18 protein-coding genes are annotated in these 20,551 nt (G+C 44.6%); 15 read left to right on the top strand and 3 right to left on the bottom strand.

Annotated elements, in window-relative coordinates; translation table 11 throughout:
- Nucleotides 1–66 precede the first annotated feature (66 nt).
- From PWYN_RS21780 to PWYN_RS21770, 3 genes are all read left to right on the top strand, one after another.
- Entirely contained in the window at nucleotides 67–1,470 is a 1,404-nt protein-coding gene (locus PWYN_RS21780) for a DEAD/DEAH box helicase (RefSeq protein WP_036656228.1), read from the top strand.
- Nucleotides 1,471–1,751: 281 nt separating this feature from the next.
- The gene (locus PWYN_RS21775) at nucleotides 1,752–2,435 is read left to right on the top strand and encodes a response regulator transcription factor (protein WP_036656226.1); all 684 of its coding nucleotides are present in this window, start codon (nucleotides 1,752–1,754) and stop codon (nucleotides 2,433–2,435) included.
- Nucleotides 2,428–3,810 carry a sensor histidine kinase gene (locus tag PWYN_RS21770; protein ID WP_036656224.1) on the top strand — a complete coding sequence of 461 codons (1,383 nt, stop codon included), beginning with the start codon at nucleotides 2,428–2,430 and terminating at the stop codon, nucleotides 3,808–3,810. Before PWYN_RS21775 ends, PWYN_RS21770 begins: the two co-directional genes overlap by 8 nt.
- Nucleotides 3,811–4,359: 549 nt before the next feature.
- Here PWYN_RS21770 and PWYN_RS21765 read toward each other — a convergent pair.
- Nucleotides 4,360–5,115: a DeoR/GlpR family DNA-binding transcription regulator gene (locus PWYN_RS21765; RefSeq protein ID WP_036656221.1), complete on the bottom strand. Its 756-nt coding sequence runs from the start codon at nucleotides 5,113–5,115 to the stop codon at nucleotides 4,360–4,362.
- A 323-nt stretch (nucleotides 5,116–5,438) separates the two neighbouring features.
- On the opposite strand from PWYN_RS21765, the gene PWYN_RS21755 reads away from it, so the two are divergent.
- The 5 genes from PWYN_RS21755 (at nucleotide 5,439) to rhaM (ending at nucleotide 10,909) form a co-directional block, all read left to right on the top strand.
- Nucleotides 5,439–6,596 (top strand): iron-containing alcohol dehydrogenase, encoded by a 1,158-nt coding sequence (locus tag PWYN_RS21755; protein ID WP_036656215.1) that lies wholly within the window; start codon nucleotides 5,439–5,441, stop codon nucleotides 6,594–6,596.
- Between the two features lie 25 nt (nucleotides 6,597–6,621).
- The gene (gene rhaB, locus PWYN_RS21750) at nucleotides 6,622–8,091 is read left to right on the top strand and encodes a rhamnulokinase (protein WP_036656212.1); all 1,470 of its coding nucleotides are present in this window, start codon (nucleotides 6,622–6,624) and stop codon (nucleotides 8,089–8,091) included.
- Between the two features lie 24 nt (nucleotides 8,092–8,115).
- On the top strand, nucleotides 8,116–9,372 hold the full coding sequence (gene rhaA, locus PWYN_RS21745) for an L-rhamnose isomerase (protein ID WP_036656209.1): 1,257 nt from the start codon (nucleotides 8,116–8,118) through the stop codon (nucleotides 9,370–9,372).
- Nucleotides 9,373–9,422: 50 nt separating this feature from the next.
- On the top strand, nucleotides 9,423–10,268 hold the full coding sequence (gene rhaD / locus PWYN_RS21740) for a rhamnulose-1-phosphate aldolase (protein ID WP_052088272.1): 846 nt from the start codon (nucleotides 9,423–9,425) through the stop codon (nucleotides 10,266–10,268).
- 323 nt (nucleotides 10,269–10,591) lie between these two features.
- The gene (gene rhaM / locus PWYN_RS21735; protein ID WP_036656206.1) at nucleotides 10,592–10,909 is read left to right on the top strand and encodes an L-rhamnose mutarotase; all 318 of its coding nucleotides are present in this window, start codon (nucleotides 10,592–10,594) and stop codon (nucleotides 10,907–10,909) included.
- Between the two features lie 35 nt (nucleotides 10,910–10,944).
- Here the strand turns inward: rhaM and PWYN_RS21730 are convergent, their stop codons facing one another.
- Nucleotides 10,945–11,796, bottom strand: a complete 852-nt coding sequence (locus PWYN_RS21730; protein WP_036656204.1) for an SDR family oxidoreductase — start codon at nucleotides 11,794–11,796, stop codon at nucleotides 10,945–10,947.
- Entirely contained in the window at nucleotides 11,793–12,239 is a 447-nt protein-coding gene (locus tag PWYN_RS28310) for a MarR family winged helix-turn-helix transcriptional regulator (protein ID WP_052088270.1), read from the bottom strand. Before PWYN_RS28310 ends, PWYN_RS21730 begins: the two co-directional genes overlap by 4 nt.
- A 168-nt stretch (nucleotides 12,240–12,407) precedes the next feature.
- Between PWYN_RS28310 and PWYN_RS21720 the strand changes: the two genes are divergently transcribed.
- From PWYN_RS21720 to PWYN_RS21690, 7 genes are all read left to right on the top strand, one after another.
- Nucleotides 12,408–13,502 carry an NADH:flavin oxidoreductase gene (locus PWYN_RS21720; RefSeq protein WP_157261238.1) on the top strand — a complete coding sequence of 365 codons (1,095 nt, stop codon included), beginning with the start codon at nucleotides 12,408–12,410 and terminating at the stop codon, nucleotides 13,500–13,502.
- 185 nt (nucleotides 13,503–13,687) lie between these two features.
- Nucleotides 13,688–15,274 (top strand): tRNA (N6-isopentenyl adenosine(37)-C2)-methylthiotransferase MiaB, encoded by a 1,587-nt coding sequence (gene miaB / locus PWYN_RS21715; RefSeq protein ID WP_036656199.1) that lies wholly within the window; start codon nucleotides 13,688–13,690, stop codon nucleotides 15,272–15,274.
- Nucleotides 15,275–15,304: 30 nt separating this feature from the next.
- On the top strand, nucleotides 15,305–15,751 hold the full coding sequence (locus tag PWYN_RS21710) for a YlbF/YmcA family competence regulator (RefSeq protein ID WP_420805823.1): 447 nt from the start codon (nucleotides 15,305–15,307) through the stop codon (nucleotides 15,749–15,751).
- Between the two features lie 224 nt (nucleotides 15,752–15,975).
- Nucleotides 15,976–16,746, top strand: coding sequence for an NUDIX domain-containing protein (locus PWYN_RS21705; protein ID WP_157261237.1), 771 nt, complete (start codon nucleotides 15,976–15,978; stop codon nucleotides 16,744–16,746).
- A 25-nt stretch (nucleotides 16,747–16,771) separates the two neighbouring features.
- Nucleotides 16,772–17,314 (top strand): cysteine hydrolase family protein, encoded by a 543-nt coding sequence (locus PWYN_RS21700; protein WP_036656193.1) that lies wholly within the window; start codon nucleotides 16,772–16,774, stop codon nucleotides 17,312–17,314.
- Nucleotides 17,315–17,360: 46 nt separating this feature from the next.
- Nucleotides 17,361–18,818 carry a nicotinate phosphoribosyltransferase gene (locus PWYN_RS21695; RefSeq protein WP_036656191.1) on the top strand — a complete coding sequence of 486 codons (1,458 nt, stop codon included), beginning with the start codon at nucleotides 17,361–17,363 and terminating at the stop codon, nucleotides 18,816–18,818.
- Between the two features lie 707 nt (nucleotides 18,819–19,525).
- Nucleotides 19,526–20,536: a 2-oxoacid:acceptor oxidoreductase family protein gene (locus tag PWYN_RS21690; protein ID WP_157261236.1), complete on the top strand. Its 1,011-nt coding sequence runs from the start codon at nucleotides 19,526–19,528 to the stop codon at nucleotides 20,534–20,536.
- Nucleotides 20,537–20,551 lie beyond the last annotated feature (15 nt).

Genomic DNA, 20,551 nt, shown 5'->3' with positions numbered 1-20,551 from the left:
CATTATTCGTTATGACATAAAAGTTCGATGATTAATAATATATGTGTTTATAATTAAGGAGACAAAATGACATTTAAAGAATTAAACATTATACCCCCGATTTTAAAAGCTTTAAGCAAAGAGGGCTATACTTCACCGACACCTATCCAAGAGCAATCAATCCCTGCAGTACTGGATGGCAGAGATTTGCTGGGCTGTGCTCAGACTGGAACAGGTAAAACGGCTGCATTTTCACTGCCGATTATTCAGCTCTTAAGCGAACAGACGAGCAGCGTCAGCGCAGGCCGCCGGATTCGCTCTTTGATACTAACACCTACAAGAGAGCTTGCTCTCCAGATTGATGAAAATATTAAAGCGTACAGCCAATTCACGAGTATTCGTTGTACGGCTATCGTTGGCGGTGTGTCTCAGAAAGCGCAGGAGCGTGCTTTGCATCAAGGCGCAGATATTCTGATTGCCACTCCAGGTCGACTTCTGGATCTAATGAACCAAAAACGTGTGGATTTGCAGTTTGTCAAAATCTTAGTGCTGGATGAAGCCGACAGAATGCTTGATATGGGCTTTATTCATGATGTGAAGAGAATCATCACTAAGATGCCAGTTAAAAAACAAACACTGTTCTTCTCGGCAACGATGCCGCCGGAAATAGATAAAATGGTTAAATCTTTGCTGGTTAATCCAGTGAAAGTAGAGATTACTCCTGTATCCTCTACAGTGGATCGGATAGAGCAATCCATTTATTTGTTAGAAATGGGCAACAAGCAAAATCAATTAAATCTTCTTTTGGAGGATAAATCCATAGTATCGGCTCTGGTGTTTACCCGTACCAAACGTGGAGCGGACCGTGTAACTAAAGATCTGGCTAAAATTAATGTTTCAGCGCAAGCTATTCATGGGAATAAATCTCAAAATGACCGCCAGAATGCTTTGAGAAATTTCAAAAGCGGAGCAACACGGGTATTGGTAGCAACGGATATCGCGGCTAGAGGGATCGATATTGATGAGCTTTCACACGTTATCAACTTCAACCTGCCTAATATTCCTGAAACCTATGTTCACCGCATTGGACGTACCGGTAGAGCAGGGCTTAGCGGAACGGCGATCTCTTTTTGTGAAGTAGACGAGCTTCCATTCCTTAAGGATATTGAGAAATTAATCGGTAAGACGATTCCTGAAGTAAAGGATCATCCTTATCCGATGAAGAGAATTCCTCAATCCTTTAAGTCCGGACAACCGTCGAAGTCATCCAACTCAAAGCCGGCAAGCTCAAGACCTTCGGGTTCAAGACCTGCAAGCTCATCAAGACCTGCAAGCTCCAAAGCTGCTGCAAGCACAAAACCAGCAGGCTCAAGACCAGCTAGTGCAAGATCTGAGCAACCTAAGCCTAGTCTCCAGACTAAAGCAAAGGCTAATCCGCCTCGGAAGCCTAAGTCCGAGTGGTTCAAGAAAGAAAGCAAAGCAAGCAGATAACACTAGCTGCACATGAGAACTATTTATAAAGGTCTGTCTCTGAAGTTATCTTCGGAGGCAGACCTTTTGTTTTTTTAAAAGTTGTTTATTCACTTTGCCGGCGGATTTTTGGGGTTGGTAAGGCGGACCTGATTAGGCGGAATGCTCGCGTCCAAAGGCAACTATCTTTCAGAGGTAATGTTAATGGTACAATTGTAATATTCAGTTCACGTGGAGTTCAAATGGAGAGAATATAATGAACAGATCCTAAGTAATTTAGACAATGAAGTGAGGCGGTATGGATGACAACGATATTGGTTGTAGATGATGAAGCTCATATTCGTGAGCTGGTGAGGTTGTTTTTGGAAGACGAGGGCATGGAAATTATAGAGAAAAGTAACGGTACGGAGGCTTGGGAGTACTACGAGAATAATCCGGTGGATCTGGCTATTATCGATATCATGATGCCGGGAATGGATGGCTGGGAGCTATGTAGGAGACTCCGGGAATCAGGGGATAAGCCCATACTGATGATCACAGCAAAAGGTGAGCCTGCGGACAAAATCAAAGGTTTTCGGCTGGGGACGGATGATTATCTGGTGAAGCCATTTGATCCGATGGAACTGGTCATGCGGGTAAAGGCGCTGCTAAAGCGTTACGGTATCTCGACCTCACACACCATTAAGCTGGGGGATGTGACACTGGACAAAAAGAACTATCAGGTCCTTTTTACAGATTCAGGCGTGTCGGCAACACTCCCGCTTAAGGAATTTGAACTGCTGTGCAAGCTGGCAAGCTATCCCGGTCAAATCTTTACAAGGGACATGTTGATTCGCGAGATCTGGGGTTATGAATATGACGGAGATGAGCGAACAGTGGATACCCATATCAAACGACTGCGGGAACGGTTCCAGAAGTATAGCGATGATTTCAAAATAGTTACACTCAGAGGGATGGGCTACCGGTTGGAGGTTCACCGTGATTAAATCGCTGTATGTTCGAGTGGTCCTAACTTTCCTAGGAGCTATTGTTATCAGTGGAATCATTGGTTCACTGCTCATCAATAGTCTATACATAGGGCAAGTAAAGACTATGGTTCAGGACGATATGATTCAGAGCGGCAAAATTATTATCAAGTCGTATCAAGAGGAAAAAGGTGAAAATCTCGACGCCTTGATGAAGGGGGTTACTTCCCTGCCGCTATATTCAGTGCGGATGTATGACAATGAAGGTAAACAACTGTATACAAGCAGCAATGAAATCGGTGATCAAGCAAGTAAGGATGAAGCAAATCTTCAACCCGTCCTGAAGGGAGAGGTATTCCGCAGCGATCTGAACAAAGGAGGTAGAAAGGAAGGGTTGACGGTGGGCATTCCGTTTTCGATTGACGGGTCACCTAGAGCGCTTTTTATATCGCCTGAAATTAGTAAATTACTAAATAAGGTTGCAAATTTCATGAAGTCCCAATTACTGATCGTGCTGGGCTGCGGAAGCATTTTAATTCTTTTTGCAGCAAGATATATCGTACTTCCCTTACAACAATTGACGCGGGCGACACGTAGAATGGCAAAGGGAGATTTCAGCGTCAGCCTGCACACGAAACGAAATGATGAAATTGGGCAACTGACAAGAAGCTTCAATGTTATGGCTCAGGAGTTAGGGACGCTTGAGGGAATCCGCAAGCAGTTCGTCTCTGACGTCTCCCATGAATTTCAGTCTCCACTAACCTCGATCAAAGGGTTCACCCAAGCCTTAAAGCGTAAAGATATGGACGAGGCCAGTCGGATGCGATTATTGAATATTATTGAGGAAGAGAGTGACCGTCTCTCCAGGTTATGCGGTAATTTACTACAATTGTCTACGCTTGAATACGAGCATCTTCAACTAGTGCCGGAGAGCTTTTCTTTGGATGAGCAGCTTCGAAAAATTGTGATTGCTCTGGAACCGCAGTGGTCAGCAAAAAAAGTTAATCTTGAGCTTGAACTGCCCTCCATAACCATCGTAGCCGATGAGGATCGACTAAGTCAGATCTGGAGCAACATCTTAAGCAACAGCATCAAATTTACGGGTGAGGACGGGTTAATCTCGATTACAGCCATCGAAGAGGGAGATCGAGTGAGTATTCAGATTGCGGACAACGGGGTGGGAATGCCTGAAGAGGAGATCAGGAATATATTCAAGCCTTTTTACAAAGTGGATAAAGCCAGAAGCCGAGAAGTTGGCGGCAGTGGTATAGGGTTGTCTATTGTTAAGCGAGTTGTTGATCTACATCACGGTCATATTGAAGTTACAAGCGCATTGGGGAAAGGAACAACCGTATCGGTTCAACTTCCCCTGATTTATTCCACGCCCGAATCGTAATATCCGATCTCCGGTTCATACAGAGAATCCATTTGGGTTTAATCTGAGGGTGGAAATCTCTTATTCATTTAAAAAAAGGCCGTTTCCCATAAAAAAGGGAGACGGCCTTTAGTGTTACATGTAGCGATTCTAAGCATACACAACCAACTCTAATTGAAACGCAAACTAACTCAAAAACAACTCACTCCAACTCCAACTCAAACTAACTCAAACTAACTCAAACTAACTTAATCTCTAACTTTAATTGCACTTTGTACAATTAAAACAGCTTGTAACGTCAATTTTGATCGCTTAATTGTATTTTCTGCAACTATAATTACTTTTTTGGACTGCAAATCGGGTTTTGGTGGTTTTTAATTGCAGAAACTACAACTAAAATCCTCCGCATGCTTCAAGAAATCGATATAGTTGTAGAAAGTGCAAGTAAACTGTAATCCTACCATAGGAGTGTCGAAGTCCCACATTAGGAAGGTGAAATCCGGCAATCCCACTATAGAGGGGTCCGTGTGGAGTCCGCAGTGGTCACAATAGTATATTCATCCAACTTTTCTAGTACATTACCTCGATATTAGCCTCATTTAACCGTTTCAGCCATGCCTCAGAAGGCTTGCGGTCTGTAATCAAATAGTCAATTCGGTTTAACTCCACCAGCTTGGTGAAGGCTGTTTTATCAAACTTAGTATGATCAGCGAGTAAAATGACCTTGTTAGCCTGCCGTAGCATATATTTCTTCAACTCACACTCCGGTTCATTGGAATCCGTCACGCCATTCTCCGCATCTACACCTTTGCAGCTAATCACTGCCGTGTCCACATTGTAACGTTGAATAGTGTCATGAGCTACAGGACCTACAAGAGATAAGGAACGGTAGCGGAGAGAGCCTCCTGTGGAGATGATGTTCATCGTTGAATTCGCAAACTCATGCAGAATATTAATGGAGTTGGTTATGATCGTCAGGTTGTTTTTATTACCCACCAGCTTCAGGAACTCGAAGGAGGTGGAGCTTGGATCTACCATTAGAGTATCGCCGTCGTTGATTAGATCGAGTGCCTTAAGCGCGATATTGCGTTTGATATCCGTATTGAGGGCATTGCGTGTTACAAAAGGTAAATCCTCATTGGTATGACGATTCAGCATCGCTCCGCCATACGTACGGCTCAGGATGCCATCTTTCTCTAATTTCTCCAGATCCCTGCGGATCGTTTCCTCCGTCACTTCGAACATTCGACTCAAATCTGAGACCAGAACACGCTTGTCCTGATGTATGAGGTCTATTATCTTTTTACGTCTTTCACCAGCTAACATAGGATCACCTTTCCTGAGGGACTATAGAATACTTAATAATGTAAGATTTATTTTTTCTGAATTCTTCTTGATTTCTACTTGAATTCTTCTTTAACTAAGCTAACCATGGAAATCTGTGTTTTGCAACAAACAAAGGTAAATCTGCTTTTATTTAAGTATAAACCTCTCAAAACAAACAGTAAACAAACAAAAACAACATTATTTATATTTATTTTAGTTGACAATACAGATTTATCGGGCTACGATGAGATTGAAAATATAGCAGATGATGAATCGTTATGGACTACATACTTTTTAAAAATTAATAGGAGGTTGGTCTATTCATGAGTACTCGTGTGTACTATGTGCCGTCCATCAACATTATGGGTAAAGGTTGCCTGAAGGATTTGGGTCCTTATATCCAGGAGTTGAATTTGAAGAAAGCTTTGGTGGTTACGGATAAGTTTTTGGTGAAGAGCGGTATAGCCGGTAAACTGCTGACGGTATTGGATGATGCTGGAATTGAATATGTCGTATATGATGAAATTAAACCAAATCCAACTTGTAAAAATGTACACGATGGTGTGGAATTTCTAAAGGCTCATGAATGTGACTATCTGATCTCTATCGGCGGAGGTTCACCACAGGATACAGCCAAAGCGATCGGTATCATCGCTACAAACGGCGGTCATATTGTAAAGTATGAAGGCGTTCACAAATCCAAGAATAAGTCATTGCCGATTGTAGCGGTTAACACGACTGCAGGAACTTCAAGTGAAGTGACAATGACAATCAACTATGTTATTACAGATGAAGAACGCAAAGTGAAAATGGTTATGGTTGATAAAAATAGTATCGCAACTCTCTCTGTAAATGATCCCGAGCTGATGGTCGATAAACCGGCTGCACTTACAGCTGCAACGGGTATGGATGCATTGACCCATGCGATTGAAGCATTGGTGACTCCGGGCGCTTATCCTGTAACCGATGCTACGGCGTTGGCAGCAGTTGAGCTTATCTTTAATAATCTGGCTCGCACGGTGAAGAATGGCCATGATATTGAGGCGCGTGAGCAAATGGTCTATGCGATTTTCCTCGGTGGTTTAGCCTTTAATAATGCGGGACTTGGTTATGTTCATGCTATGGCCCATCAGCTTGGCGGAGTGTATGATCTTCCGCACGGCGTATGCAATGCAATGCTGCTGCCGATCGTGGAAGAAGAGAACGCCAAATATGTGCCTGAGAAATTCAGATCTATTGCGAAGGTCATAGGTTTTGACGTTAATGGAAAAAGTGATAAGGGATGTGCCGACTATGTAGTTGAATCGCTCAAGAAGCTGTCGGCTGAAGTGGACATACCTTCCAAGCTATCGGAACTCGGTGTAGATGAGGTTGATCTGGACCTGCTTGCAGAGAATTCTATGAAAGATGCCTGCGCTCCGGGGAACCCTTTTATCCCTACGAAAGAAGAAGTCATCGCCATGTTCAAAAAAATACTCTAAAAGTCATTCATTAAGGAGACTTCCTATGACCAATCATATCGCCGTCGATATTGGCGCCTCCAGTGGACGGCTTCTACTTGGAACAGTAATGGATGGCGTTCTCTCTATGGAAGAAATTCACCGGTTTAGCAATGGCTTTACGGAACGAGACGGTTCGTGCTTCTGGGATATTGATTATCTGTTTGATCAGATCATAGCCGGCCTGCAGAAGGCCCGTGCCAGAGGGATAACCAAATGTACGCTCGGCATTGATACATGGGCCGTGGATTATGTACTGCTGAATGCGGAAGGGAATCGCCTTCAGGACGTGTATGCTTACCGCGACCGGCGTACGGATCATGTCATGGAAGAGGTTGCTAAGCACATTTCTCCTGCAGTCGTTTATCAGAAGACGGGCATACAGCAGCTCACCTTTAATACGTTATATCAGCTGTATGCGCATGATAAGGAGGAACTGGCTCAGGCGGATCAAATTCTGCTTGTGCCGGATTACCTCTATTACAGACTAAGCGGACGTAAGATTAACGAGGTCACCAATGCTTCCACAACCCAGCTCTTGAACCTTGCAACCCGTGAATATGACACAGATCTGCTGAATTTCCTTCATATAAGAAGAGAACAGTTCGCTGAACTGACAGAACCGGGAGAAGTCATTGGCTACGTTAGCGAATCTCTTGTGCAGCAGTATGATCTTCCGGAGTGTCTGCTCATCTGTGCTGCAACACATGACACAGCATCGGCCGTACTAGGAATTCCACTTAGCACTGACCGCACTTCAGCCTACATCAGCAGCGGAACTTGGTCACTGCTTGGCATGGAGCTAAGTGAGCCGATTAACAACCAACAAGCGATGGAAGCCAACTATACCAATGAGTGGGGCGCTTTCGGGACTTACCGGTTCCTGAAAAATATTATGGGCTTATGGCTCATACAGGAAGTCCGCAGGTTGGAAGACAACCGTCACAGCTTCGCGGAGCTGGCTAAGCTGGCTGAAGAAACGGAAGCCTTCCGCAGCCTGATTCCGTGCAATGACCCCAGATTCCTGAATCCGGACAACATGATTCAGGAAATCCGTAAGGCCTGTATGGAAAGCGGAGAACCGGTGCCTGAAACAACCGGTCAACTGGCCCGTTGTATCTTTGACAGTCTCGCATTATCCTATCTTACTTATCTGAATGAGTTGGAAATATTGACTGGCAGAGCGGTTGAAGTTCTTCAGATTGGCGGCGGCGGTGCCAACAACGTACTGCTGTGCCAGCTGACAGCAGATGTAATTGGTAGAGAGGTACTCGCCGGACCTACAGAATCTACCGCGCTGGGTAACCTGGCGGTTCAGCTTATTAGAGCAGGGGATATTCCGGATATTGCGGAAGCAAGAAAACTAATCAAGAATTCTACTGAGATCAAATCCTACCATCCTCAGCCGCTTCCGCAGCTGAATGAAATCATCTCCAGATGGAATCATCTCCATTTCGTTTCAACACGAGAAAATTAATTAAGCATTAGGAGGATTTAATCCATGGATCAGACCGTTACCAACACTTATAACGAAGCCAAAAAACTCTATGCTGCGCATGGAATTAATGTGGATGAAGTACTCGAAAAACTGTCCCAAATCAAAATCTCGCTGCACTGCTGGCAGGGAGACGATGTTCGCGGATTCTTATTCAAGGATAAAGAGCTCAGCGGAGGTATTGCCGTTACCGGTAGTTATCCGGGGCGCGCCGGCACGCCGGATGAACTCCGCAAAGACCTAGAAAAAGCCTTGTCGCTGATTCCAGGCAAACACAAAGTGAATCTTCATGCGATCTATGCTGATACTGATGAGAAAGTAGATTTAGATGAATTGGAGCCTAAGCATTTTCAAGGTTGGGTGGATTGGGCCAAGGATCAAGGGTTGGGACTCGACTTCAATCCTACTTGCTTCTCTCATCCTAAAGCTGCTGACGGTTTTACCTTAAGTCATTCCGACGAGGAGATCCGCCGCTTTTGGATTACTCACTGCAAGGCTTCCCGCAAAATTGCCGAGCACTTCGGACGGGAGCTGGGACAGCCCTGTGTAACTAATTTCTGGGTTCCGGATGGTTACAAGGACACTCCGGTTGACCGCCTTTCACCTAGAGTCCGTTTGAAGGAGTCTTTGGATGAGATATTTAGTGAGGAAATAGATCCTCAATACAACATAGACGCCGTAGAGAGCAAATTGTTCGGTATAGGATCTGAGAGTTATGTCGTAGGTTCCCACGAATTCTATATGGGCTACGGACTAACCCGAGGCAAAGCAATCTGTCTCGACGCCGGACACTTCCACCCGACAGAAGTCATCTCGAATAAACTATCCTCCATCCTGATGTTCAGTGAGCAACTGCTGCTGCATGTGAGTAGACCGGTGCGTTGGGATAGTGACCATGTCGTAACTATGGATGATGAGCTAATGGATATTGCTCGTGAACTGGTGCGCGGTGACCTGCTGCCCCGGACAAATATTGGTTTGGACTTCTTTGACGGAAGTATCAATCACATTGCCGCATGGGTTATTGGTACGCGCAACACTATCAAAGCACTGCTGCGTGCAATGCTGGAGCCTATCGAAGAATTGAAGAGAATTGAACAAGAGGGCGATTATACCTCCCGCTTAGCCCTTGTAGAAGAATTTAAGTCATATCCGTTCGGTGCCGTATGGGATTATTACTGCGCATCGCAAGGAACACCAGTGCGGGAGCAATGGCTGGCAGAAGTGAAAGCCTATGAGCAAGAAGTGCTTTTAAAAAGATAACAACTGAATAACCATCATGTATTAACATATATAAAGGAGAGAAAAAAACAATGGCTACAAAAATGATTGAATCTGCTGGATATATTTCCAGTGTTGAGGCCCCTTTTATTAAGGAAATGTCGGAAATTACCCACCATATGTGGATGCAGGGTTGGGATGAGCTGAACGGTGGAAACATCAGTTACCTATTGGATGAAGAGGAAGTGGCCAAGTATATCAATGTTTTGAAGCCGCTTCGCACGATTAATCTGAACTTTCCGGTAACAGAATTGGCAGGTAAATACTTCATTGTTACAGGATCAGGAAAGTATTTCCGCAATGTTATTAAAGACCCTGAAGCTAATCTAGGTGTATTGCGTGTTAGCGGCAATGGCGATAGTGTTGAAGTCCTGTGGGGCTTACGGAACGGAGCCGTGCCTACAAGTGAGCTTGCGTCGCATTTTATGAGTCATATTGAGCGTCTAAAGGTTGATCCTACTCACCGTATCGTACTTCACACCCATGCTACGAATGTGATTGCGATGACCTTTACGCACGACCTAGATGAGCTAAAATTCACCAAAACATTATGGGAAATGTGTACGGAATGCATCGTTGTTTTCCCGGATGGAGTGAGTGTAATTCCATGGATCGTTCCAGGCAGCAGCGAAATCGGACGTAAAACGGCTAATAAAATGAAGGATCACCGCATTGTAATTTGGCCGCATCACGGTATTTTTGGCACAGGGTCGACAATGGATTCCACCTTTGGCCTGATTGAGACTGTGGAAAAAGCTGCAATTGTCTACAATTTGGTAGCCGGCAAGGAAATCAAACAAAGAATCACAGACCAACAGTTGAGTGATTTGGCAAAAGCGTTTAATGTAACGCCTAAGGCTGGGATTTTGGAGGTTTAGCAGCACTTATCTTATCTTTATAAAATTCTCGGTACATGCCGGGCACTGGCAGTTTGTACTGCAGTGCCCGGTTTTTAATATTATTATATAAGCACGGCTATATAAGATGGACTAGTAAATAACATTATAGGCAGAGTAACGAAGGGGAAGTTTGGAGCTGTAGGAGCGATAGAGTCCGCCTTTGTCTCCGGATTTCATCCGTGAACAGCGGTATAATCCAAGAAATCTGGAGACAACAGCGGCCGAAAGTCCAAATATTCACCGTAGTTACGGCTGACTCCTTATATGATTTTTATAGAATCCCAAATCAAAGGAGAATGACAATGATCCGTAAAGCCGTAACGATGAAAGTATTTGAGGGCTGCCATGAGGAATACCGCAAACGCCATGATGAGCTTTGGCCTGAGATGGAAGAGATGCTGATAGAGCACGGCATGCACACCTACTCTATTTTTCTGGATGAGGCTACCCATACTTTATTTGCTTATTTGGAGATTGCCGATGAAGAGCTCTGGGCTAAAACAGCAGATACGGAAATATGCCGGAAATGGTGGAGTTATATGAAAGACATCATGGAGACTAATGCTGACAACAGTCCGGTATCTTTTGATTTAAAAGAAGTATTCTACCTTCATAAATAAGGCGATTCCCAGCCTTTAATACTGATTTCGAGGTGTCATTTCATGAAGGTGTCCCTATAATCATTAATGTAAGTTATAATTCCTGTCGGTTGCTCATTTGTGACTTGATGATAAATATCGGTTATGCCTTTTGCCAGCCCGATTTTGGTGACCATATGAAGCATGGTAACTACATTTATGTATTTGGAATCCAGTCCTTTTGCCAGCATATAAGCTTTGAACTCTTTGGCAGTAGGATTGCTATACTGGATGGGACGTCCTAACTCTGAAGTCATCAATCGGGCAACCTCGTAGAAGTCAATGGCCTGAATTCCGGTGATCGGATACTTTTTACCGAAATGATTGTCTTCCTCCGTTAGAGAGCGGGCTGCAATCTCAGCAATATCTCTCACGTCTGTGAAGCTGGTTTTCCCTTTGCCGGCAGGTACATAAATACGATCGTTCTGGAGAATCTCATCTAATAGAAACAAGTTCAGGTTCTGCATAAAATAACCGGCTCGTAGAAAAGTATACGGTATGCCGCATTTGATAATTTCTTTCTCATTTTTGTAGTGTGGGATGAAAGGCATAAATTGTACGTCCTTTACCGAAAGGTACGCAATATGGCGGATATTCTTTTCTTTAGCTTTGCGGATAAAGGCATGGAAGTCTGAAAACTGCGTTTCTGGCGGAAACATTAGAAAGATTCGCTCGATTCCCTCCAAGGCTATATCAAAGGTTTCGTGGCGGGTATAATCCAGTTCTACATATTTGTAGTCAGCGCCGAATAGACTTCTTGCCTTTTCCGGGTTTCGTACCGCACATACAATAGACGCCCCTATATTAACAAGCTTTTTGGCCACCTCTTGGCCGGTGTTTCCGGTAAAACCCGTAACTAATATACTCATTTAGATGATCCCCCTTTTTGCTGATACGAGACAATGGATTCAGATAGCCGATTCAAGGTCTTGATGGCAGTCTCTAATTCTTCTGGATTATAATCCTGCAAAATATCTTGGAATAACGCGATATGCTCCTTCTTTCTTTGTTCAACATACTTCAAACCGTTCTCGGTCAGTTCAATATGAATAATTCTGCGATCTTTCTGATCCCGGTTCCGAGCAATCAATTCCATTCTTTCGAGCTTATCTGCTATTGCCGTTGCTGCCCCGGGGGTAATGGAGAAATAATCAGAGATTTCCGTAGTTTTCACCTTCCCTTTACGGTAAATCATAAAGAGCAAAAACACATAATTATCCGGAATATCCTCCTTCGCTGTAGGTTTGGTGACCTCGGATGAAAGTTCGTATAGCTGCTTGATACCTATGATTAATTGCTCGTAAGAGTTCACTGTTTTCCTCCTAAAATATTTCAATAACTAAACTATATAGTCATTGAAGTAAATTCGCAACCGTAATTTTTACATTTCTTATCTATTTCCTAAAAGTTGCAATTTGGAAGTAGAAGGCTCATAATAATGCTTACAAAAAGTAATTTAATAATTAAACGGAGGTTACATATGACAACAGATTCATTATTTAAACCTTTTGAAGCAGGTAATCTTAAACTTTCCAATCGCGTCGTTATGGCTCCGATGACTCGTGCATTTTCTCCGAATGGCATTCCCGGTAGCGATGTGGCAGCCTATTACCGCCGCCGTGCAGAGGGTGGAGTAGGGCTGATTATTACAGAAGGTACGGCCATTAACCATCCATCCGCGGTAAGCCATCCTAATATACCTAATTTTCACGGGGAAGAATCGCTCAAGGGTTGGGAGCAGGTAGTCACTGAGGTTCATGCTGCAGGAGGTAAAATAATGCCGCAACTGTGGCATGTCGGTATGGCTCGTTCAAAAGGCGATCTACCCAATGCCGAAGCTCTCCCTATTGGACCTTCCGGTCTGAACCTTTCTGGTGAGCCCGTTACAGAGCCCATGACACAAACTGAAATCGCCGGAATTGTCGCAGCATTTGCCCAAGCTGCTGCTGATGCTAAGCGCATTGGGTTTGATGGCATAGAGTTGCATGGCGCCCATGGGTACCTTATCGACCAGTTTTTCTGGGAAAAAACCAATAAACGCACGGATCGTTACGGTGGAGATTTCGTAGCACGTACTACTTTTGCTGTGGAGATTATTGAGGCGTGCCGCCGCGCGGTCGGACCTGAATTTCCGATAGTACTTCGGTTCTCGCAGTGGAAATCGGGGGATTATAACGGTAAGCTCGCGAAGAGTCCTGAAGAGTTGGCTCAGTTCCTGGCTCCGCTCAGCGAAGCAGGGGTTGATATCTTTCATTGCTCGACTCGCCGCTTCTGGCTGCCTGAATTCGAAGGCTCCGAGCTGAACCTAGCGGGCTGGACCCAAAAAATAACCGGCAAACCAAGTATTACAGTGGGTTCGGTGGGTCTGAACAGTGATTTTGTCGGAGGAGAAGCCGAGAAGAATGATGAGGATAATATCGGGCGTTTGCTGGAAAAGCTGGAGAAAGAGGAATTTGATCTTGTTGCCGTAGGCAGAGCGCTCATCGTTGACCCGGCCTGGCCGGCTAAAGTGCAAAGCGGTAGAACGGATGAGATCATTCCTTTTACCCCAGCAGCGACTAAAACTTTGTTTTAAAGGTTTCTAATCATATTATTTACGAACGAACAATGACCTGCAAGATGGATGCTTTGAAAAAAGTGGCCTCTTCAGGTCATTTGTGTTGGTTTGCAATGGATAGGTTCAGGCCAGTTATGCTATAATTTTAAATTAGCAGTATCTAAAAATAATATAAAAGCTTTATCATAAAGGATGTGTACAGCATGACTAAGGGGAACAACAACTCACCGGACTTAAAATCCGGCAAGGGTGCGAAAAATTATGCCAAGTATTTCGATTTTTCGGATGCCAAAGTGATTTCCGAAGAAGAAGGCAAAACCACTTACCGTATTAAAGGTAGAAATGTTCAAATTAATAGCCAGCCGGACTATAAAGATGGTAAACGGCGCGGCAAGGAAGACATAGAAGTTCATTATGATTTTGTCATTCCAGAGGATATGATGAGCTTTGGAGTGGATAAGTTCTACCATATCACCACCTACGGTTGCCAAATGAATGAGCATGACACGGAAACTATGAAGGGTATGCTCGAACAAATGGGATATCGCAGCGTGGATGATCGTAATGAGGCCGATATTATTTTGCTGAATACCTGTGCCATTCGGGAGAATGCAGAGGATAAGGTGTTTGGGGAATTGGGTCACTTGAAGCATCTGAAGATTGAGAAGCCGGGACTTCTACTGGGAATCTGCGGTTGTATGTCTCAGGAAGAAGGGGTTGTGAACCGGATCATGTCGAAGCACAGTTTCGTCGATATGATATTCGGTACGCACAATATTCACCGTCTGCCTCACTTAATTAAGGAAGCCATGTTCAGTAAGGAACTTGTCATAGAGGTTTGGTCTAAGGAAGGCGACATTATAGAGAACCTGCCTAAAAAGCGTGAGGGAATGCGTGCTTGGGTTAATATTATGTACGGCTGTGATAAATTCTGTACGTATTGCATTGTACCCTTCACCCGAGGCAAGGAGAGAAGCCGTCGACCGGAGGATGTTATTGCAGAGGTGCGTGACCTAGCACGGCAGGGCTTCAAGGAAGTGACGCTGCTTGGACAGAATGTGAACGCCTATGGCAAGGATTTTACGGACATTAACTATACCTTCGGGGATTTAATGGATGATATGAGGTTAATTGATATTCCCCGTATTCGTTTCATGACCTCCCATCCGCGTGATTTTGACGACCGTTTGATCGAAGTACTGGCTAAGGGCGGCAATCTGTCAGAGCATATCCATTTACCAGTACAATCAGGCAGCACTGAAGTACTTAAGAAGATGAGTCGAAAATATACGCGTGAGCGCTATTTGGAGCTTGTGGACAAAATTAAGGCAGTTGTGAAGAATCCGGTCCTAACCACTGATATTATTGTCGGGTTCCCCGGTGAAACTGAGGAGCAGTTCGAAGATACGTTGTCCTTGGTTCGAGAAGTAGGCTTTGATATGGCCTATACATTCATATATTCTCCTCGTGAAGGCACACCAGCCGCAAGCATGGAGGACAATGTGCCGATGGAGGTCAAGAGCGCGCGACTGCAACGTTTGAATGATCTCATTAAAGAGAACAGCCGTATTAGTAATGACCGTATGTTAGGTGAAGTAGTAGAAGTGTTGGTAGAAGGCGAAAGTAAGAATAACACAGAAATGCTTTCTGGACGTTCCAGCAGCAACAAGCTGGTTCATTTTGAAGGTTCGAAGGAGCTCATTGGCACCTTTGTTCACGTTAGAATTACAGACACCAAAACATGGTATATCAAAGGTGATTACGTCAAGGAAGCTGCTGTAGTCGTTTAAATCATATAGAATGGGGAGATTCAAGTGGCAATGGAAGAAGGACGTTTGAACAAATACGGAATGCCGACCTACAACAGCCGTGATTTAATCGTGCGCGATGACATTATAGGAAAAGCCAAAGAACTCGCCTCTCTCATTTCAACCAGTGATGAAGTAAGGCACTTCCAACAGGCCGAACAGAAAATCCTGGCGCATGAACGGGTACAGGGACTTATAGCAACGATTAAGAAGAAGCAGAAAGAGATTGTTGCTTTCGAGAGCTTTAAGAATAAAGATATGGTAGCTAAGATTGAGCGTGAAATCGAAGAGCTGCAAGATGAGATCGATGGAATTCCTGTCGTGAATGAGTTTCAGCAAAGTCAGACAGATATCAATTATCTGCTGCAGCTTGTAATTTCCGTGATCCGAGATACCGTCTCCGAAAAAATCAATGTAGAGGCCGGTACAGAAGCACCTCCTTCCACATGCGGAGATTAACCGTATAAGCCAAGGGCGGATATTCATCCGCCCTTTATTTAAATATAGAATAAGTTCCACATTATACTATATCCTTATATTTCTCGGAGAAACGGGTGCCTTCTCTATTAGGACGGCGAAACCGTTTCTTCTTGTTGTGAAAGAATGTTGATTTTAGAAGTTCAGGTTTGGTACATTAAAAGGTACAATAGCAAATTATAGCTGCGGCAAAGGATGGATTAAGAGTGAGCGACAACGAGGAACAAAACTATAACGTCAAAAAGTACCGCACACCGGATGGTGTACCGGCTGACATTGTGATGTTTACATTGACGAAACGTGAGCGGAAAACAGTGACCAAGACACTTCCACTGCGCGAACTAAAAGTAATGCTGATCCGACGTAAAAAGTGGCCTTATGCAGGCATGTGGGCTCTGCCGGGCGGCTTTTGCCAGGAGGATGAGTCTATTTATGATGCAGCCACTCGGGAGCTCAAAGAGGAAACGGGTGTAGATGGCGGGCATCTGGAGTATCTTGGTGTCTACAGTACGCCGGGACGTGATCCGCGTGGATGGATCATCAGCCATGCTTTTTTCGCCTTGGTGGAGGAGTGGATGCTGGAGCACAGACAGGCTTCGGATGATGCAGGTGAGGTCGGCCTTTTCACCCTGCAGGAAGCATTGGAAGAGCTTGAACTCGCTTTTGACCATCATAAGATTATCAGAGATGCGTATCTACGTATTCAACAGCAAATGCTGCAGACAACAATCGCCAGACAATTCCTACCGAATCATTTTACTTTAAGTGAGTTATATCAAGTCATCCAGACGGTAGTTCCAGAGTTTAAGGAGCCCAATTTTATTCGTAAAATCACTTCGACTCGCAGTCGCCAAGGTATTTTGCAGGATGTGCGGGATGAGGCGGGAAATACACTCAGCTCCAATCAGTACTCGCAACGCCCGGCGCAACTGTATATGTTCACCGATCACGAGCCGCTTTTGTCAATATATACTTAGCCTTAACCGAGGAGGTCATATTCTTATGAGAGCCTTGATCGTAATTGATTATACGAATGATTTTGTAGTAGGCAGTCTGCCGGTGGGTCAACCGGGAATCGATATTGAATCCAAAGTCTGTCAATTGACGAAGCAATTTGTAGATAATGAGGATTATGTGGTTATGGCAGTGGATCTTCATGAGAAGAATGATGAGTATCACCCCGAAAGTAAGCTGTTTCCACCCCATAACCTGCGGGGCACCGAGGGACGGGAGCTATACGGACAACTTAACGCTATATATGAAAATAACTACGAGGCTATATATTGGATGGATAAAACCCGTTACAGCGCTTTTTCCGGAACGGATCTGGAGTTGAAGTTGCGGGAACGCGGAATCACGGAAGTTCATCTGATTGGTGTATGCACAGATATATGTGTGCTGCATACTGCGGTGGATGCTTATAATAGAGGCTTTACGATATTCGTGCATGAAGATGCCGTGGCCAGCTTTAACCCTGAAGGACACATCTGGGCGCTTGGACATTTTCAAGGCAGCTTGGGTGCAAAGGTTGTGAAGGGACAATAAGAGGCACGCCAGTGCTTACAGATACAGCTTGACAGGAGATGAGGACTTGAAGAGGGAGCTTGCTTTACATACAGATAAATATCAAATCAACATGATGTATGCTCACTGGGTCAATGGAAGTCATAGACGTAAGGCCGTATTTGAAGCCTATTTCCGGAAGCTGCCTTTCGGAAATGGTTTTGCCGTATTTGCAGGTCTGGAGCGAATTGCCGGTTATATTGAGAGCCTGCGTTTTTCCGAGGAGGATATTCGTTATTTATCGGAGCAGGAGGAGAATTATTCACCGGCCTTCTTGGAAGAATTGCTGCAGTTTCATTTCCAAGGCAGTATCCATTCCATGAAAGAGGGCGCCTTAGTATTCCCAGATGAACCGTTAGTGCGCGTTGAAGGAACCATCATGGAAGCGCAGCTCGTAGAGACGGCTATTCTGAACTTTATGAATTTCCAGACGCTGATTGCGACAAAGGCCTCCAGAATCAAGCAAGTAGCAGGTAACGATATCCTCTTGGAGTTCGGTACGCGGCGGGCACAGGAGGCGGATGCGGCGGTCTGGGGTGCACGGGCGGCTTATATCGGAGGTTTTGATGCGACATCTAACATGCTGGCCGGTAAATTATTCGGTATTCCTACGAAAGGGACACATGCCCATTCCTGGGTACAGAGCTTTGCCAGCGAGCAGGAGGCTTTTGATGCCTATGCTAAGGTGATGCCGGACGGTGTGACTCTATTGGTCGATACCTTTGATACGCTGCGGAGCGGTGTACCTAACGCCATTCGTACCGCCAAGAAGATGGAAGCAGAGGGCAAACAGATGAATGGAATTCGTCTGGATAGCGGTGACCTTGCTTATTTATCCATACAGGCGCGCAAGATGCTGGACGCGGCGGGTTTGCAGTATGTCAAGATTGTTGCCTCCAATGATCTGGACGAAAATACAATCATGAACTTAAAGTCACAAGGTGCGGCTATCGATACGTGGGGCGTGGGAACACAGCTGATTACAGCGTCTGATCAACCCTCCCTTGGGGGTGTTTATAAACTGGTGGAGATTGAGTCTGCCACTGGTGAAATGGTACCTACGATCAAAATCTCCTCAAACCCCGAAAAGGTATCCACCCCGGGCAAAAAGGATGTATTCCGTATTATAGGCACCAACGGCAAGGCTTTGGCTGATTATATCAGCTTCCCGGAAGAAGAGGCCCCTCGTAGCGGCAAAAAACTGAAGTTGTTCAATCCACTTCACCCCTATATGCAAAAGCATGTAGACCGTTACGACGCCTTGCCGATGCTGGAGCCCATTTATGTGAACGGGTTCCGTACCTATACGTTACCGGATCTGAATGAAATTCGGCGCTACCATCAGGAACAGCTTGATCTGTTCTGGCCTGAATACTTGCGTAAGCTAAACCCTGAGGTGTTCAGAGTGAATTTAAGTCAGCAGGTATGGACTCGCAAGCAGGAATTGATTGCGGAGCATATGCATCCGGATTCAGATTCGGAGTAAATTTTTTCTTTTATTTTAAAATCTCGTAAAAAGACAGCAGAGCAGCGATTCTCTCGTTACTAGAGAGTCGTTGCTCTGCTTTTTTGGGTCTTAGTGGCTGGACTCTGCCAGTATTCCGTTCCGCAAAACAGTGAAGGTGGCTTAAAGCATTTATTGCTTTCTAGCTTGCAGCCGATCAGTTCCCCGCTCTAGTAGGCCGATTCCTGCGATTCAAATGTAAAAATACACTTGATTCAGCGCTAGTAGGCCGATTCCTGCGATTCAAATGTAAAAATACACTTGATTCAGCCCTAGTAGGCCGATTCCAGCTATTCAAATGTAAGAATACACTTGATTCCGCACCAGTAGGCCATGGCTTTCGGGACATCCTCCTTGTGTGATTTTTATCATGATTAATGTGATAAATTTAACATCTTAATTTTTAATTTTATTGCTAAATTAAGGTTATAGGACAAGCAAAACATCATAAAGAACGCGAAATACACATATCAGACACAAGTAGTCATTTTGATGGCAGGCATTCTTTCATCGAGGTAACGCAACTCTGTAGTGTATAAACAGATCAATAGAATTCAATAAATAATTGTGATTCGTAAAGCACCGAAAATGCAAGATTTGTCACTTCGCGTACCGTGAAATCAAGTTACAATCGTGAAAAAGTCAGTATGGATGTTATTCTAGTTGACATTTAGAAAGGGGCTATGTCGGTGGTGAAGTTGCCAAAAGTGAACGAACTCGGTTTTTTTGAGATTCGTCTAGAGTCTATAGGAGGTCTGGGTGCAAACCTGGCTGGTAAGATGCTTGCAGAAGCGGGTGTCGTTGGCGCAGGGATGAATGGTGTAAGCTTCTCATCCTATGGTTCGGAGAAAAAAGGCTCACCTGTTAAAGCTAATATCCGGTTTTGTGATTTGAACACTCCAATACGGGATACCTCTCCCGTTGAGCAACCGCATGTTGTTGGAGTTTTTCATGAATCATTAGCGAAGACCGTTAACGTAATTAGCGGTATTTATGAACACAGTACCGTGCTGATTAATTCGACCAAGTCGTCTGATGAACTGAAAGAAGTATTGGGTATGAAAGCCGGTACAATTGCTGTAATTGATGCATCGAGCATCGCGTTGAAGGAGAAGAACCGGGTAAACATGGCGATGTTGGGTGCGATGTTCCGTCTGTGTGATTTCCTTGACCCTGAAATAATGAAAGGTGTTATTGAACAGTCACTGGGTAAAAAATACCCGCAAGCTGTTCAATCCGCCCTAACTACTTTTGATCGTGGATATAATGAAGTGAAGTTTCTGCATTATGAGCTTCCGGCAGGGGAAAGCATGCCGCAGTACGTTCGTTCCGATATTTCGTCGCTTGGATATAATACACAACCTATCGGCGGCATCATAACTAATCCGGGTAACAGTTTCCTAAAGAACTTAAGCATCTCCCGTTCCGGAATGCTGCCTGCCTTTGAGAAAGAGTCATGCATTAACTGCGCGCAGTGTGACACGGTTTGTCCGGATCTGTGTTTTGTATGGGAAGAGCGGATAGATAAGAAGGGCCGTTCGCAGATGTATTTAGAAGGCATTGATTATCAATATTGCAAGGGCTGTCTGAAATGCATAGAAGCTTGCCCGACTTCAGCTCTATCCAGTCAGCGTGAAACGGAAGGTTATGCCGACAGCCACACCGTTCACCATCTATTTGATTTGATTACACAGTCTTAATATGGGGAGAAAGGT

Origin of the sequence: Paenibacillus wynnii, from assembly GCF_000757885.1 — a bacterium.
Taxonomy (GTDB): domain Bacteria; phylum Bacillota; class Bacilli; order Paenibacillales; family Paenibacillaceae; genus Paenibacillus_AQ; species Paenibacillus_AQ wynnii.
This window is presented reverse-complemented; position numbering and strand designations above follow the sequence as displayed.